The sequence below is a fragment of the Amycolatopsis sp. NPDC051758 genome, assembly GCF_044453095.1.
Taxonomy (GTDB): Bacteria; Actinomycetota; Actinomycetes; order Mycobacteriales; family Pseudonocardiaceae; genus Amycolatopsis.
This window is the reverse complement of record NZ_JBITCJ010000011.1, coordinates 291,855-306,797: the sequence shown is the minus strand read 5'-3', so window position 1 is coordinate 306,797 and position 14,943 is coordinate 291,855. Positions and strand designations below refer to the sequence as shown.

Annotated in this window: 11 protein-coding genes; 3 read left to right on the top strand and 8 right to left on the bottom strand. The window is 72.6% G+C overall.

Annotated features, from left to right (window positions below; translation table 11 throughout):
• Positions 1–5 precede the first annotated feature (5 nt).
• The 3 genes from ACIA5G_RS41420 to ACIA5G_RS41410 form a co-directional block, all read right to left on the bottom strand.
• A complete protein-coding gene (locus ACIA5G_RS41420; RefSeq protein WP_395933599.1) occupies positions 6–608 on the bottom strand; it encodes a LuxR C-terminal-related transcriptional regulator in 603 nt (200 codons plus the stop codon).
• 63 nt (positions 609–671) lie between these two features.
• Positions 672–998, bottom strand: a complete 327-nt coding sequence (locus tag ACIA5G_RS41415; protein ID WP_395933597.1) for a hypothetical protein — start codon at positions 996–998, stop codon at positions 672–674.
• Positions 947–1,204 carry a WXG100 family type VII secretion target gene (locus tag ACIA5G_RS41410; RefSeq protein WP_395933595.1) on the bottom strand — a complete coding sequence of 86 codons (258 nt, stop codon included), beginning with the start codon at positions 1,202–1,204 and terminating at the stop codon, positions 947–949. The genes ACIA5G_RS41415 and ACIA5G_RS41410 overlap by 52 nt, the downstream gene beginning before the upstream one ends.
• Before the next feature lie 179 nt (positions 1,205–1,383).
• Here ACIA5G_RS41410 and ACIA5G_RS41405 point away from each other — a divergent pair, with 179 nt between their 5' ends.
• Positions 1,384–4,656, top strand: coding sequence for a BTAD domain-containing putative transcriptional regulator (locus tag ACIA5G_RS41405; RefSeq protein ID WP_395933593.1), 3,273 nt, complete (start codon positions 1,384–1,386; stop codon positions 4,654–4,656).
• A gap of 200 nt (positions 4,657–4,856) precedes the next feature.
• Positions 4,857–8,486 (top strand): BTAD domain-containing putative transcriptional regulator, encoded by a 3,630-nt coding sequence (locus ACIA5G_RS41400; RefSeq protein ID WP_395933591.1) that lies wholly within the window; start codon positions 4,857–4,859, stop codon positions 8,484–8,486.
• Between the two features lie 162 nt (positions 8,487–8,648).
• On the opposite strand, the gene ACIA5G_RS41395 is transcribed toward ACIA5G_RS41400, so the two are convergent.
• From ACIA5G_RS41395 to ACIA5G_RS41375, 5 genes are read right to left on the bottom strand one after another with little or no spacing between them, the layout of a single operon-like run.
• Complete coding sequence (locus tag ACIA5G_RS41395; RefSeq protein ID WP_395933589.1) at positions 8,649–10,019, bottom strand: GH1 family beta-glucosidase; 1,371 nt, start codon at positions 10,017–10,019, stop codon at positions 8,649–8,651.
• Positions 10,016–10,840, bottom strand: coding sequence for a carbohydrate ABC transporter permease (locus ACIA5G_RS41390; RefSeq protein WP_395933587.1), 825 nt, complete (start codon positions 10,838–10,840; stop codon positions 10,016–10,018). Before ACIA5G_RS41390 ends, ACIA5G_RS41395 begins: the two co-directional genes overlap by 4 nt.
• Positions 10,837–11,742, bottom strand: a complete 906-nt coding sequence (locus tag ACIA5G_RS41385; protein ID WP_395933584.1) for a carbohydrate ABC transporter permease — start codon at positions 11,740–11,742, stop codon at positions 10,837–10,839. Before ACIA5G_RS41385 ends, ACIA5G_RS41390 begins: the two co-directional genes overlap by 4 nt.
• 6 nt (positions 11,743–11,748) lie before the next feature.
• Positions 11,749–13,005 carry an extracellular solute-binding protein gene (locus ACIA5G_RS41380; RefSeq protein ID WP_395933582.1) on the bottom strand — a complete coding sequence of 419 codons (1,257 nt, stop codon included), beginning with the start codon at positions 13,003–13,005 and terminating at the stop codon, positions 11,749–11,751.
• A gap of 15 nt (positions 13,006–13,020) precedes the next feature.
• Positions 13,021–13,599 carry a response regulator transcription factor gene (locus ACIA5G_RS41375; protein WP_395933580.1) on the bottom strand — a complete coding sequence of 193 codons (579 nt, stop codon included), beginning with the start codon at positions 13,597–13,599 and terminating at the stop codon, positions 13,021–13,023.
• Positions 13,600–13,748: 149 nt separating this feature from the next.
• Between ACIA5G_RS41375 and ACIA5G_RS41370 the strand changes: the two genes are divergently transcribed.
• Positions 13,749–14,933, top strand: a complete 1,185-nt coding sequence (locus ACIA5G_RS41370; protein WP_395933578.1) for a glycoside hydrolase family 3 N-terminal domain-containing protein — start codon at positions 13,749–13,751, stop codon at positions 14,931–14,933.
• Positions 14,934–14,943 lie beyond the last annotated feature (10 nt).

The following is a 14,943-nucleotide window of genomic DNA, read 5'->3' as shown; positions in this document are numbered from 1 at the left end:
CCGGGTCAGATCGCGCCCGCCCGCAGCGCGTAGGCGACGGCGTGGGCGCGGTTGTTGAGCCCGCAGCGCGTCATCAGTCCGTAGAGGACGTTCTTCACGGTCCGCTCGGAGTAACACAGCTTCGCCGCGATCTCCTCGGTCCCGAACCCCTCGGCGACCAGCCGCAGCACGTCGCACTCGCGGGCGGCGAGCCCGGACAGCGTCAGCCCGTTCGGCTCCAGCACGTCCCGGCGCATCCGCTGGACCTGCGAAAGCAGCGCCCCCTGCAGCCGCGGTGGCAGGTTCGCGGTGCCGTCACCCGCGGCGAGCACCGCCGTCACCAGCTCGGCGCCGCCCGTCTCGCGGCGCGGCAGGATCGCCACGACGCCGCTTTCCAGCACCGACATCAGGTCGCTCTCGCGGAAGTGCTCGACGACCAGCACGACGTGCGACGCCTTGGCCGCGCGGATCTCGCCCAGCACCGCCTCGGTGACGTGCTCCTCCATCACCAGCAGCACGTCGGGCACCAGGTCGGTGATCCGCAGGTCCGGATGGGACTCCAGGAGGCTCACCGCGCCGGCGTGCGTGATCGGGTCCGAGGCGAGGACGGTCACTTCGACGGGCTTCATGGAAGCAGTGTGGACGGCGCGTCTTCACGCCTTCCCTATTCCGTCTTCACGCGCGTGAAGACGTCACCAGCGGCCGGGTGCGCCCCGGCCGTCGTCCCCGCGGGCCAGCTCGCCGAACGCCTCCCGCGCCCGGTCCAGGCACTCCGGCATCCGCTCGGCCGCCCGCGCCCAGTCGCGCTTGGCCAGCAGGTACTGCTCCTTCGCCTCGCCGGTCCAGCCGGCCAGCTCCGGCTCCACGCTCGCCTCCAGCTCGGCGAGCAGCTCACCGAGCTCGCCGGTGACCGACCCCATCCGGTCGAGCACCAGGTCGGTGAAGGTGAAGTCGAGCTCGTGCCGGGTCACGGCCGCCGCGGCCGCGGCACCCGGCCGCCGGTGGTTTCGTGCAGCCACGCCAGCCGCGAGAGGATCACGTCGAACTCCTGCTCCCAGTCGCTCATCGCCTGCCCGAACCGGACCGCGGCCTCGCCGCGCCACGACGCCTGGACGGTCGCCATCTCGCTGTTGACCCCGCGGAGCCGGGCGTGGGCCGCCTCGATGGCGCACGCGAAGCGAGCGGCGGCACGCTTCATGTCCTCCGTCGGCGCGGTTGCGGACATTCGGACTCCTCACACGGGTTCGGCTCCCCGAGCGTGGCGGACGCCGTGGCCGGGCGAAACCCCGACCGCCCGCCGTTGCCCGAATGTCCGCCATCCTTGCCTGCCGGTTCACGACGGCCGCGTATGCTCACCTCAGGCATCCGGCGCGTGACGATCCGTCAGCGCACGAAGGGAGACCGATGTCGGCTGCGGACGGCTCCGCACCGAGACTCCACCTTCTGGGCCCGGTAAAGGCTTGGATAGGCGATGAGGAGCTCGACCTCGGCTCCGCGCACCGTCGGACGGTTCTCGCCGTACTGGCGATGAGCCCGAACCGCACGGTCTCGCGCGAGGAGCTGATCGACGCCGTCTGGGGCGAATCGCCGCCGCAGAGCGCGCAGGGTTCCATCTACACCTACGTTTCCGGCCTGCGGCGCGCGCTCGAGCCCGGCCGGGTCAAGGGTGAGGGCCCGCAGCTGCTCGCATCGATCGGGTCCGGGTATTCACTGCGGCTCGACGCCGAATCGATCGACGTCCACCGGTTCGAGCTCCTGCGGGAGCTGGCCCAGCGCACGCAGTCGGCGGGCGACCTGCGCGGCGCGCGCGAAACCCTCGACGAAGCCCTCGGCCTCTGGCACGGCATCCCGCTGTCGGGCCTGCCCGGGCCGTTCGCCGCCGCCCAGCGCGCCCGCCTCGAGGAGGTTCGCCTCGCGACCATCGAGCGGCGCGCGGAAATCGTGCTGGAGCTGGGCGGGCACGCCGAGCTGGTGGCCGAGCTGACGGCGCTGACCCGCGAACAGCCGTTCCGCGAAACGTTGCGCGGGCTGCTCATGCGAGCGCTCGCCCGGTCGGACCGGCGGACCGAGGCGATCGCGGTGTACACCGACGTCCGCGATCGGCTCGTCGAGTCGTCGGGCACCGAGCCGGGCCCGGCGCTGCGGCGGTTGTACGAGCAGCTGCTGGAAAAGCCCGCCGCGCCACCGCAGCCGGCGCCGTCACCCCCGGCGCGGCTGCCGCGGTTCCCGGTCGCGGCGCTGCCGGAACGGGCGGACATCTTCGTCGGCCGCGAAACGGAACTGACCCGGCTGCGCGAAGCCGTCGCCGATCTCGCGGCGGGCACCGGGCGGTCGTTGTGGCTCGAGGGCGAGCCGGGCAGCGGCCGGACGGCGCTGCTGGCCGAAGCCCTCGCCGTGGCGCAGGACGCCGAGCTGAAGCCCGCCTTCGCCAGCGCGGACGCGCTGGACCAGCGGTTCGCGCTGCGGCCGTTGCTCGACGCGCTGGGCGTGCACCCGCGGGCCACCGACGGGCGCCGCGCCGACCTGGCCGTCCGGCTGGCCGAGCGGCCCGGGGAAGACCCGGTCGACGGCCTGCTCGGGCTGGTCCGCGAGCTGTGCGCCGAGGCGCCGCTGGTGCTGGCGGTCGACGACCTGCAGTGGGCCGACGACACCACGATGCGGGTCTGGCGGCACCTGAGCCGGGAGACCCGGGAGCTGCCGCTGCTGCTCGTCGGCGCGTGCCGCCCGGTACCGCGCCAGGCCGCGCTCGACGACCTGCGTGCCGAGCTCGACGCCGACGGCACCACCGTGCTCACGCTGGCCCCGCTGGCCGACGTCGAAGCGCGGGACCTCGCCACCGAGCTGGTCGGCGCGCCGCCCGGGCCCGGGCTCCAGGTGCTGGTGTCCTACGCGTCCGGGAACCCGCGCTACGTCCGGGAAATCGTCGAAACCCTGCTGGCGCAGGGGATGATCGTGCTCGACGGCGTCCACGCGCACCTGGACGGCAACTCGTGCCAGACCATCCCGTCGCCGCTGGGGTCGCGGATCACGCTGTACCTGAGCTTCCTGTCCAGCGGAACCCGCGACACCCTGCGCTGGGCCGCCTTGCTGGGCCGCGAATTCTCGCTGTCGGACGTCGCCGTCGCCACCGAACGGCCGCCGACGGCGCTGGTCGGCGCGGTCGACGAGGCGCTCACGGCCGGGGTGCTCGTCGAGTCGGGTGACCGGCTGGCGTTCCGGCACCCGTTGGTGCGGCGCGTGCTCTACGAAAAGACCCCCGCGGCGATGCGCGTCGCGCTGCACCGGCAGCTGGCCGAGGCCTTCGCCGCTTCGGGCGCGACCGCCGACCGCGTCGCCGAGCAGCTCGCCGCCGCGCCCGCGCAGGTCGACCCGTGGGTCATCACGTGGCTGCTGGAGAACATCGGGACGGTCGCCACCGAAACCCCGCGCGTCGCGGTCGAGCTGCTGCGCCACGCCGTCACCCAGGGCACGCTGCCGCCGGACGCGCGGGAGACGCTGACGGCGACGCTGGCCCGGCTGCTGTTCTGGCTCGGCCGGGAGCCGGAGGCCGAGGCGCGCTCGGTTGTCGCGCGGACGTCCGACAGCAGGCGCGCGGCCGAGATGCGCTGGATCCTCGCCTACATCTACTACCGCCGCGGCGACTTCGCCGAGGCGACGGCCGAGCTGAAGCGGACCCTCGCCGACGCCGACGTCCCGGAGATGTGGCGCGGGCGGCACGAATCCCTGCTGGCCACGCTGGAGCGGCTCGGCGAGGACACCGGCGCGGTCCTGGTGCCGGCCGGGCTGCACCCGCTGGACGACGCGGCGCTGTCCGTGCCGAACCTCGACAGCCTGGACGAGGCCGCCGAGCCGCTCGACGCCGCCCGCCGGATCGCCGCGACCCGCGCGGTGCCGGGCGAGATGCACCTGGCCGGCGCGGTGCACTACTACTGGCTGGGCCGCTGGCGCCAGGCGCTGGCCGAGCTGGACGCGGTGATCCGCGACGGTGCGGAAACCGCTTCCTACGTCCTGCGCAGCCCGGGGTCGGCGCTGCTCGTGCACGGCGTCGGCGCGCTGATCGCCGGCCACCGCGGTGAGCCGGGCCTGGCCCGGACGCACCTCGACGCGGCCGGCCGGCAGCAGTGGCCCCAGGGCCTCGAGCCCGACGGCGGCGACTTCCTGCTGGCGGCCCAGGCGTTGCTGGCCGAGCAGGACGGCCGGCCCGAGGCGGCGCTGGCGGCGTTGCTGCCGCTGCTGGAGGAGAACTACCCGCCGGCCGCGCGCCACCAGTGGCTGCCCGACCTGGTCCGGCTCGCCGGGGTGCTGGGTGATCAGCAGCGGGTGCACCAGGCGTTGCGGCTGCTGGAGCCCGAAGGTGACGTGCCGCCGGCCCACGCGGCGGCGGCCGCGCACTGCCGGGGTCTGGCCACCGGTGATCCGGAGCCGGTCCTGACCGCGGCCGGGCACTACCGGGTGGCCGGGCGGCTGCTGAAGCAAGCGAAGGCGACGGAGGACGCGGCGATCCTGCTCGCCGAGTCCGGCCGGCTGACGGAGGCGCGGACGGCGTTCCGGACGGCGTTGACCGGGTACACCGGCATGGGCGCGGTCTGGGACGTACGACGCGCGGAGGCCCGCATGCAGCCGTTCGGCATCCGCCGGGCCAACCCCGTCCGCTCCCGCGCCGCCGCCGGCGAGTAGGCCCGCGAGGTCATACCGGTCGGACGGTCGAAACCAGCGTCCCCCGGTGCGCGAAGAACCGCATTCCCCGCACTTCAGGTACCCCTTGCCAGGTCAGTAAGCTCGCCGGAGAAGTCGGCACCGAGAGATGTCCGCCGGGGTCCTGGGGGCCCGCCCCCGGCGGGGATCTGGGGCACGCGCCCCAGAAGGAACGGAACGACATGCCAGGGGATGCGGACACCGGTCTGCGGGTGGGCGTGCTCGGCCCGCTGCGGGCCTGGCGCGGGACGGCCGAAATCGGCCTGGGCCCCGCGCGTCAGCGCGCGATCTTCGCCGTGCTCGCGGTCAACTCCGGCCGCCCGGTGCCGCGGGCCGAGCTGATCGCCGGGGTCTGGGGCGACTCCGCGCCCGCGAGTGTCGAAGGCAGCGTCCACACCTACGTTTCGGGGCTGCGGCGCGCGCTCGAACCGGACCGGTCGCGGTGGTCGGCCGCGAGCGTCCTGGTCTCGGATCCCGCGGGCTACTCCCTGCTGCTCGGCGAAGACGCCCTCGACGCCGCCGTGTTCGAGCGGCGCCGCGAAAGCGCGCAACGCCACCTCGACGGCGGTGATCCGCGGGCCGCCGTCACCGAGCTGGACGCCGCCCTCGCGCTTTGGCAAGGTGAAGCGCTTTCCGGGGTGCCGGGCGGGTTCGCCGAGCGGCACCGCGAATACCTCGCCGAGCTGCGGCTGAACACCCTCGAACGGCGGGCCGAAGCGCTGCTCGCCCTCGGCGGCCACCTCGACCTCGCGCCCGAGCTGGCGGTGCTGGCCGGTGAGCACCCGCTGCGGGAGTCGTTGCGCGAGTCGCTGATGCTCGCCCTCTACCGCAGCGGACGGCACGCCGACGCCCTCGACGTCTTCCGCGACGCCCGCACCACGCTCATCAACGAGCTCGGGGTGGAGCCCGGCCCGGCGCTGCAACGGCTGCAGCAGCAGATCCTCGCCCAGGACCCGGCCCTCGACGCGCCCACGGCGCCGGTCGTCGTCACCGGGCACCGGCTCTTCGGGCGGGAAGCCGAGACGACGCAGCTCGCCGAGCTCGTCACCGACGTCCGGGCCGGGCGCGGCCGGGCCGTGTGGATCGAGGGGGACGCCGGGATCGGCAAGTCCGAGCTGCTCAGCAGCTCACTGCCGGACGGCCCCGGGTTCCAGCGGCTCTGGGCGGCCGCGGACGAGCTGAGCACGCGCTTCCCGCTGCAGGTGATGCTGGAGTGCTTGGAGATCGACGTGCATTCGCCCGACCCGCGGCGCGCGCGGCTGGCGAAGGAGCTCGCCGGCGAGGGCCCGGTGCGGCGCAGCTGGGGGCCGGCCGACCCGGTGCTCGGCGCCGTCGACCGGCTCCTGGCCCTGGTCGACGACCTGTGCGCGCACTCGCCGCAGGTGCTGGTGATCGACGACCTGCAGTGGGCGGACGAGGCGTCCGTGCTGGTTTGGCACCGGCTCTGCGCGGCGACCCGGCAGCTGCCGCTGCTGCTGGTGGCCGCGACCCGCCCGGCTCCGGACCGCGCCGAGCTCGCCCAGCTGCGCCGCGGTGTCCACGCGCGGGACGGCGTGATCCTCGACCTCACCCCGCTGACCGGCGAGGACGTCGGCCGGCTGATCGAGGACCAGATCGGCTCGCCACCCGGGCCCGGGCTGCGGGAGCTGGCTGCCCGTGGCGCGGGAAACCCGTTGTACGTCAAGGAAATGGTCGACGTCCTGCTGCGCGCCGGCGCGGTCGAAGTGAGCGGCGGCGAGGCCGACGTCGACGATCCCGAGGAGTTCGAAGCGCCGCGATCGCTGGTCGCCGCGGTCGACCGGCGGCTCGACTTCCTCCCCGCCGAGACGCAGGAAGTGCTGCGCTGGGGTGCGCTGCTGGGCATGGAATTCGCCGTCGGCGACATCGCCGCGGTGCTCGGCACCCGGCCGTCGGACCTGCTGGAGCCGCTGGAAGAAGCCGTCGCGGCGAACGTCCTGATCGACACCGGGACACAGCTCGCCTTCCGCCATCCCCTGCTGCGCCAAGCGCTTTACGACCGGCTGCTGGCCGGGACGCGGGCGGCGCTGCACCGCCAGGCGGCCGAGGCGCTCGCCCGGATCGGCGCGCCGGTGAAGCGTGTCGCCGAACAGCTCGTGGCGGCACCGGCCACAGTGGACGAATGGGTGCTGGACTGGCTGACGGTGCACCACGCGGCGGTGTCGAACCGCGCGCCGCTGATCGCCGTCGAGCTGCTGGAACGGGCGCTGGCCGCGGGGGCGAGCACCGACCCGCGGCGGGAGGTCCTGCTCGTCGCGCTGGTGAAGGTGCTGTTCCGGCTGGAGCGCAACCCCGAAGTCCTGACACAGCAAGCACTCGAGGTCGCCACCGAACCGGACGCCGTCGAGGAGATGCGGCACGTGCTCGCGGCGTTGCAGCACCGGCGTGGGGACACCGAAGGCGCGGTCGCGACGCTCGGCGCGTCGGCCGACGACCCCGCCGTCCCGGAGCTGTGGCGAGTGCGGCACCGGCAGCTGCTGGCCAACTTCCGCCGCGGCGATCTGTCCGATTTGGACACGGCGGAGAAGGCAGCGCGGGAGACGAAGGCGCAGGCGGGCGGCGACCGGTACCTGACCGCGCACGCGTTGCAGACGTTGTGGCTGGTCGACTCCGTGCGGCGCGAGCACGACAGCGCGCTCACCCACGTCGACGCGGCGATCGAGGCCGTCGGTGACGAGCACGAGCTGGCCGACCTGCACCTCGACCTGCTCGACAACCGCGTCTTCACACTGCAGAACCTCGACCGCCTGGCCGAGGCGGGCGAATCACTCCGGATGGCGGGTGAAGTCGCGGCGCGGCACGCGATGCCGGTGGGCCTGCAGGTTTCCGTCGCGGTGCACCGGTACTGGGAAGGGCGCTGGGACGAGGCGCTGGTCGAGCTGGACACCGTCACCGAGGACGGCCCGGCCATCACGTTCTACGGCCTGCGCGAGCCGGGCCCGGCGGCGCTGCTGCTGCACGGCGTCGCGGCCCTGATCGCGGGCCGCCGGGACGACCGCGCCCAGGCGGCGGCCCACCTCGACGCGGCGGAGGAGTACGCCCCGGCGACCGGCGCCGAGCGGGAGAGCTTCGACTTCCTGCTGGTGGCCGACGCCCTGGCCGCGGAACAGCGCGGCGACCAGGCCCGCGCGATGGCCGTGCTGGAACCGATCCTGAACCCGACGTACGCGCAGATGATGCTGCGGCACCAGTGGCTGCCGACGTTCGTCCGGCTGGCGATGGAGCAGAACGACGTCGAACGCGCTCGCCGCGCGCTCGACGTCTGTGAGGAGGAGGCGGCGAAGGAACGCCGTCCGGCGCGGGCACACGCGGCGGTGTCGTGGTGCCGCGGCCTGATCGAGGACGACCCGGCCGCGGTCCTCGCGACGGCCGAGCACTTCCGCACGGTCGGCCGCCGCCCGGAACTGGCGACGGCCCTGGAGGACGCGGCCGAGCTGCTCGCCCGGGCGGGCCGGCTCGACGCGGCCCAGGCGGCGTTCGAGGAGGCGGCGGAGCTGTACACGGCGCTGTCGGCACGCTGGGACCTGCGCCGGGCGGAGACCCGCCTGCGCCGGCTCGGAGTCCGCCGGGGCGCGCTGTTCTCGCCGATCCGCCCCGGTCACGGCTGGGAGTCGCTGACCCCGATCGAGGTCCGGATCGCCAGCCTGGTCGCCGAAGGACGGTCGAACCCGGACATCGCGGCCGAGCTGTCCCTGCCGCGGCGGACGGTCCAGGCCCACGTCGCGCGGTTGCTGGGCAAGCTGGAGACCCCGTCCCGCTCGGGTGTCGCCGACGCCTTCCGCCAGCGCTCCTGACCCCCGTGTCGTCCGTCCAGGCACGCGAGTCGTCCGCCTAAGTACGCGAACCGACCCTCCAGGTACACGAACCGACCCTCCAGGCACGCGAGCCGACCGTCCGGGTACGGCGAACTCGCGGACCGGGACGGACGACACGCGTACTCAGGTGGACGACACGGCTTACTTCGGCAGGGCGTTGGCCTTCGCGATCCGGCCCAGGAACCGGCCCGAGTCCTTGACCGTCCGCACCTGCGTCTCGAAGTCCACGTGCACCAGGCCGAACCGCTGGGAATACCCCATCGCCCACTCGAAGTTGTCCAGCAGCGACCACGCGAGGTACCCGCGCACATCCACACCCGCGCGAATCGCGTCGTGCACCGCGCGAACGTGCGTGTCGAAGTACCGGACCCGGTCGGTGTCCACCACCCGGCCGTCGACCACCTCGTCCACAAAGGACGCGCCGTTCTCCGCCACCACCAGCGGCAACCCGCCGGATCGCGACGAAATCCACTCCAGCAGCGAAGTGAGCACCGCCGGCGCCTGCTCCCAGCCGAACGCCGTCACCGGCCCCACCGCGGGCAGCACGTCGAGACCACGCAACCCCGGCAGCGGGCAGTTGCTCGGTCCCAGCGGATCCGCCAACGGTGTCACCCGGGCGGGCGCGTAGTAGTTGACGCCCAGCCAGTCGATCGCCGCCGCGATGATGTCCGTGTCACCGTCGCGGACCGCGGCCGCGAACCGGCCTCCGTGATGGCGAACGTCCGCCATGACGTCGTCCGGGTAGCCGCGACCCAGCACCGGGTCCAGGAAGAACCGGTTGTGGATCCCGTCGAACTTCCGCGCCGCCTCGGCGTGCGATGGTGACGAGCCGTCCGCGATGGCCGGGGCGAAGTTCAGCGCCAGGGAGAACTCGTGGCCCGGCCGCGCCTGCTCGGTCAGCGCGCGGGTCGCCAGGCCGTGGCCCAGCAGGAGGTGGTGCGCCGCGACCAGCGCCGTGTCGTGGTCCTGGACGCCCGGCGCGTGCACCCCGCTGCCGTACCCCAGGAACGCCGCGCAGAACGGCTCGTTGACCGTGGTCCACTGGTTGACGCGGTCACCCAGCGCGTCGTGCACCACCGCCGCGTAGTCCGCGAACCGGGACGCCGTGTCGCGCGACGGCCAGCCGCCTGCGTCCTCCAGCGCCTGCGGCAGGTCCCAGTGGTACAGCGTCAGCACCGGGACGACGTCGCGGCTCAGCAGCTCGTCGACCAGCCGGTCGTAAAAAGCCAGGCCGGCGGACGACGTCGTCCGCCCGTCCGGCATCACCCGCGGCCACGCCACCGAGAACCGGTACGCGCCGAGGCCCAGGTCCGCCAGCAGGCCGATGTCCTCGGGGTAGCGGTGGTAGTGGTCGCAGGCGACCTCGCCGGACGCACCCTCGAGCACCTTGCCCTCGGTCGCCGAAAACGTGTCCCAGATGGACGGTCCTCTGCCGCCTTCTCGCACGGCACCTTCGACCTGGTACGACGCGGTCGCCGCGCCCCACAGGAAACCCGCCGGAAACTCGGTCATACTGGTGCCCCTTTCAGGATCCCCCGGACGATGTAGCGACCCAGCAGCAGGAAGAGCACGATGACGGGCAGGACGCCCACCGTCGCGCCGGTCAGCATGAGCGCGTAGTCGGTGTAGTAACCGCTGGCCAGCTGGGACAGCGCAACCTGCACGGTCGGCGTCTCGTTCGGGTCGAGTACCACCAGCGGCCAGAAGTAGTCGTTCCACGTGGCCATGAACGTGAGCATCGCGAGCACCGCGGCGTGCGGGCGCAACGCGGGCACGGCGACGTGCCAGAAGGTGCGCAGGATCCCGCAGCCGTCGACGGTCGCGGCGTCGACGAGGTCGGCGCTGATCGCGTTCTCGCAGGCCTGCCGCATCCAGAACACGCTGAACGCGCTGACGAGCGCCGGCACGATCACCGCTTCGAGCCGCCCGTACCAGCCGAGGTCACCGACGACCAGGTAGAGCGGGATGACACCGAGCTGCGCCGGCACCATCGCCGAGCCGACGACCAGCAGGAACAGCGTGTTGCGCCCGGGGAACCGCAGCCGCGCGAACGCGAACCCGGCCAGGCTGGCCAGCACGACGTTGGACACCATCACCGTGCCCGCGACGATCAGCGAGTTCCCGATGGCGAGCCAGAAGTCGACGGTGTCGAAGACGCGCCGCACGTTCTCGGCCAGGTGCCCGCCCGGCAGCAGCAGCGGCGACGTCTCGCCGATCGCCGTGTTGTCCCTTGTGGACACCACGAACGACCAGTACAGCGGGAAGATCGACGCGCCGAGCACCCCGGTCAGCACGGCGTACACCCAGCCGCCGGGCCGGCGCCGGGCCCTCATGCCGACCTCACGAACCGGCGCACCAGCCGGTAGTTGACCAGCGCGAACAGCGCGCAGATCACGAACATCACCCAGGTCAGCGCGGCCGCGTAACCGGCGTCGAAGTGCGTGAAACCCTTCTCGTACAGGTACATCACCAGCGTCTGGAACTGGCGGTCGTTGCCGCCGGTCCCGCCCGACCCGCCGGCGTCGAACAACTGCGGCTCGGCGAACAGCTGCAGGCCGTTGACCGTGCCGGCGATGGCGGTGAAGGCCAGCGCGGGCCGGATGCCGGGCACGGTGATCGACCAGAACGTCCGCCAGCGCGAGGCGCCGTCCAAAGCGGCCGCCTCGTACAGGTCGCCCGGCACCGCCTGCATCGCGGCCAGGTAGATCAGCGCGTTGTAGCCGGTCCAGCGCCAGAGCACCATCGACGCCACCGCGAGGTGGGACGACCAGGTGGTCGCCTGCCAGTTGACCGGCGCGACGCCGAACCAGCCGAGGACCTCGTTGACCACGCCGTAGTCCTTGCTGAACAGCTGCCCGAACACCAGGCCGATCGCGACGACGGACACCACGTTCGGCAGCAGGATCCCGGTGCGCCACCAGGTCGCGGCCCGCAGCGGCCGGTCGAGCAGCGCCGCGATGCCCAGCGCCAGCAGGAACTCCGGGACGGCGGCGAGCAGGAAGATGCCGACGGTGTTGACGAGCGCGTTGTAGAACCGCGGGTCGGCGAGCAGGTCGCCGTAATTCGCCAGGCCGAGCCAGCCCTGGTCGCCGTCGAGGAGGTTCCAGTCGTGCAGCGAAACCCAGATCGTGTACAGCAGCGGGAAGGCGCCGAAGACGATGAACAGGGCGAAGAAGGGCGCGACGAGCAGCAGCGGCGTGATCTTGCGGTCGAAACGGCCGAGCCGGTGCTGCACGCGCGGCTACTTCAGGGCCGCTTGCGCCTGCTGGACGGCTTCCGCCCAGGCCTGGTCGACGCTCTGGTCGGTCTTGTCCTCGATCCGCCCGAGCGCGCGGCCGAACTCCGGCCGGACGTCGGCGTCGTGCAGGCCGCGGTAGTTGGGCCGCAGCTTGTCGGCCGACGCGGCGAAGATCCGCCCGATCGGCGCGTCCCCGAAGTACGGGTCGGTGTGCGCGATGACCTGCGGGTCCTCGTACACGGCCGGCTCGCTGGGCAGGATGCCGTCGGAGAGGAAGAGCTTCTTCTGCTGCTCCGGCGCGGTCAGCCAGCGCGCGAGCTCGTACGCCTCCTTCGGGTGCTCACCCTGCTTCGGCACGGTCAGGAACGAGCCGCCCTGGTTGCCGCTGCTGCCGGGCACGGTCGTGACGTCCCACTTGCCCTTGTTGGCGTCACCGCCGGCTTCCTTGATCTGGCTGAGCATCCACGCGGGACACGCGACGGTGGCGAAGGAGCCCTGCTTGATCGCCACGTTCCAGGCCTGGGTGAAGGTGGTCGCCCCCGCGGTCTGCCCCTTCAGCGCGATGTCGCCGGAGAGGAAGAAGGCGTTGCGCACGCTCGGATTGCGGTCGCCGATGAAGGAGTCGTCCCGCTGCGCGAAGTAGTTCTCGGGCGACTGGTTGAGCATCGCCGTGTAGACGGTGCCCGCGGAGTCGGCGAACTTGACGTCCGGTGTCTGCCGCGTGAACTTCTCGGCGGTGGCGGCGTAGGCGTTCCAGTCGGGCATGAGCTTCGCGACCTCGTCGCGGCCGGTCGGCAGGCCCGCGGCCTGGAAGAGGTCACGGCGGTAGCAGAGGGCGAGGCTGCCCATGTCGGTGCCGAGGCCGACGACGAAGCCGCCGTCGGTGCCCTGCGCCCACTTCCAGGGCGCCCACTGCTTTTCGAGGTCCCGCGCGCCGTAGGAGGCGAGGTCGACGAACTTGTCCTTCGCCTTGCGGTACTGCGGGATGTACTGCTCTTCGATCGCGACGACGTCGGCGGCGCCGTGGCCGGTCGCGAGCTGCGTCGCGAGTCCCTTGTGGTGGGTGTCGAAGTCGGTGACCCGGTTCTGCACGGTGACGTCCGGGTGCAGTTTCTCGTACTCGGCGATCAGCGGCGCGTAGCCGAATTCGCCGAAGGTCGCGATGGTGAGCTTCGTCTTGCCACCGGCGTCACTCGGGCTGCAGGCGGCGAGCAGGACCAGCGCGGCGGCCGTGGTGGCCGCCCGGGTGATCGTTCGCACAGGCGTGAGCTTCCCTCAGATCACACCGGCTCGCACGGCGTACGCGACCGCGTGGGGCCGGTTGCGCAGGTTGAGCCGGTTGGTCATGGCGTAGATGACGTTCTTCACGGTGCGCTCCGAGTAACAGAGCTTCCCCGCGATCTCGGCAGTGTCCCAGCCTTCGGCCATCAGGCGAAGCACATCCACCTCGCGCGGCGTCAACGAAGCGCCGGCGCCTTCGTGAGCGAGCGCCTCGACCTGGTCGCGCAACGACGCCGTGCGGCCCCTCGCCGCGGCGAGGACGCTGTCGGTGAGCCGGTCGAGCGCGGTGCGCGGCAGCACGGCGGAAACGTGGCAGTCGGCGAGCAGGCTCAGGTGCGAAGGGTCGACGTGCCCGGCGACCAGCACGATCGCGGCGGGCGACTCGGCGGCGGCGGCCCGCAGTGCGGCGACGGCCTCGCGGTCGACCTGTCCGACGGCGAACACGAGCACGGCCGCTTCACCGCGGCGGGCCCGTGGCACGACGATCAGCTCCGGGCGGGACTTCAGGTGGTTGATCAGCCCGGTGAGCGCGATCGGATCCGACGCCCACGCCGCCACTCGCACCTGGTCCATCGAACCCTCCTGCCACTGTCCGTGTTCTGGTGACGCCAGTCTGCTGAGGACGGCTTCATGAATTCTCTAGTGGCCCTCGCGCCATTCTTCACGCCGTGAAGTTTGGCTGTCGACTACCGTCGGGGGACACACGACGAGTGAAGGGACCGATGAACCGCCGACGTCTGGCCGCCCTGGGGGTGGCGTTGTGCATCGTGACCGGGTGCCTGCTGGTCGCAGGCCTGCAACCGCGGACCGTGTCCGGTTTGGCCGTACCCCGGCCTTCAGTGCTTTCCGCTCCTTCATCGTCGGCCGCGCCTCCGCCGCCTTCATCCGCTCCGACGTCGAGCTTGTCCCGGCCCGGCGACTGCGCGTCGCTGGTCAACGGCCTCGACGTCCGCGCGCAGGTCGCGCAGCTGGTCGTCGTGGGGGTTACCGGCGACAACCCGGGCGCGACGGTGGCCATGGTGCGCGACAACCAGGTCGGCGGGATCTTCATCGGCGGTAACGCAACAGCGTTGTTGAAAGACCGGTCCCTGGACGCGGTCCAGGCCGCGGCGCGCGTGCCGGTGGCGGTGTCGGTGGACGAAGAGGGCGGCCGGGTCCAGCGCATCGACGACCTCGACGGCGACATCCCCTCGGCACGTGAGATGGCGGCGACGAAGTCCCCCGCCGAAGTCCGCAAGCTGGCCGCCGACCGCGGCCGGCAGCTGCGCGCCCGCGGGGTCACCGTGGACTTCGCGCCGGACACCGACGTCACGAACGCCCCGGACGACGACGTGATCGGCGACCGGTCCTTCAGCCCCGACCCGGTCACGGTGAAGACGTACGCGACGGCGTTCGCGGAGGGCCTGCGCGACGCGGGGATCCAGCCGGTGCTGAAGCACTTCCCCGGCCACGGCCACGGATCGGGTGACTCCCACAAGGGCACGGTCGTCACGCCGCCGCTGGCGAAGCTGCGTGCGCTCGACCTGGTGCCGTACCGGAACCTCGCCGGCTACGGCCCGGTCGCGGTGATGGTCGGCCACCTCGACGTGCCGGACTTGACGAACGGCGTCCCGGCGTCACTTTCGCCGCCCGCGTACCAGTTGCTGCGCGGCGAATTCGGCTTCACCGGGCCGGTCCTGACCGACGACCTCGGGGCGATGAAGGCGATCACGGCGCAGTACCCGCTGCCCGAAGCGGTGCTGAAGGCGCTGCAGGCCGGCGCGGACGAAGCGCTGTGGTCCTCCGGCGGCCGCGTCGACGAGGTGCTGAACCGGCTGGTGAAGGCCGTGGCGTCCGGGGAGCTGCCGAAGAACCGCGTGCAGGAGTCGGTGACGCGCGTGCTGCGCGGAAAGGGCGTCTGCGGCTGAGCCTGCCTAG

What these genes read in the sequence shown, in the direction of transcription:
- ACIA5G_RS41390 (WP_395933587.1), bottom strand. Translation starts at nt 10,840, where the DNA reads ATGAGGGCCCGGCGCCGGCCCGGCGGCTGGGTGTACGCCGTGCTGACC.
- ACIA5G_RS41395 (WP_395933589.1), bottom strand. Translation starts at nt 10,019, where the DNA reads ATGACCGAGTTTCCGGCGGGTTTCCTGTGGGGCGCGGCGACCGCGTCG.
- ACIA5G_RS41405 (WP_395933593.1), top strand. Translation starts at nt 1,384, where the DNA reads ATGTCGGCTGCGGACGGCTCCGCACCGAGACTCCACCTTCTGGGCCCG.
- ACIA5G_RS41370 (WP_395933578.1), top strand. Translation starts at nt 13,749, where the DNA reads ATGAACCGCCGACGTCTGGCCGCCCTGGGGGTGGCGTTGTGCATCGTG.
- ACIA5G_RS41410 (WP_395933595.1), bottom strand. Translation starts at nt 1,204, where the DNA reads ATGTCCGCAACCGCGCCGACGGAGGACATGAAGCGTGCCGCCGCTCGC.
- ACIA5G_RS41420 (WP_395933599.1), bottom strand. Translation starts at nt 608, where the DNA reads ATGAAGCCCGTCGAAGTGACCGTCCTCGCCTCGGACCCGATCACGCAC.
- ACIA5G_RS41375 (WP_395933580.1), bottom strand. Translation starts at nt 13,599, where the DNA reads ATGGACCAGGTGCGAGTGGCGGCGTGGGCGTCGGATCCGATCGCGCTC.
- ACIA5G_RS41400 (WP_395933591.1), top strand. Translation starts at nt 4,857, where the DNA reads ATGCCAGGGGATGCGGACACCGGTCTGCGGGTGGGCGTGCTCGGCCCG.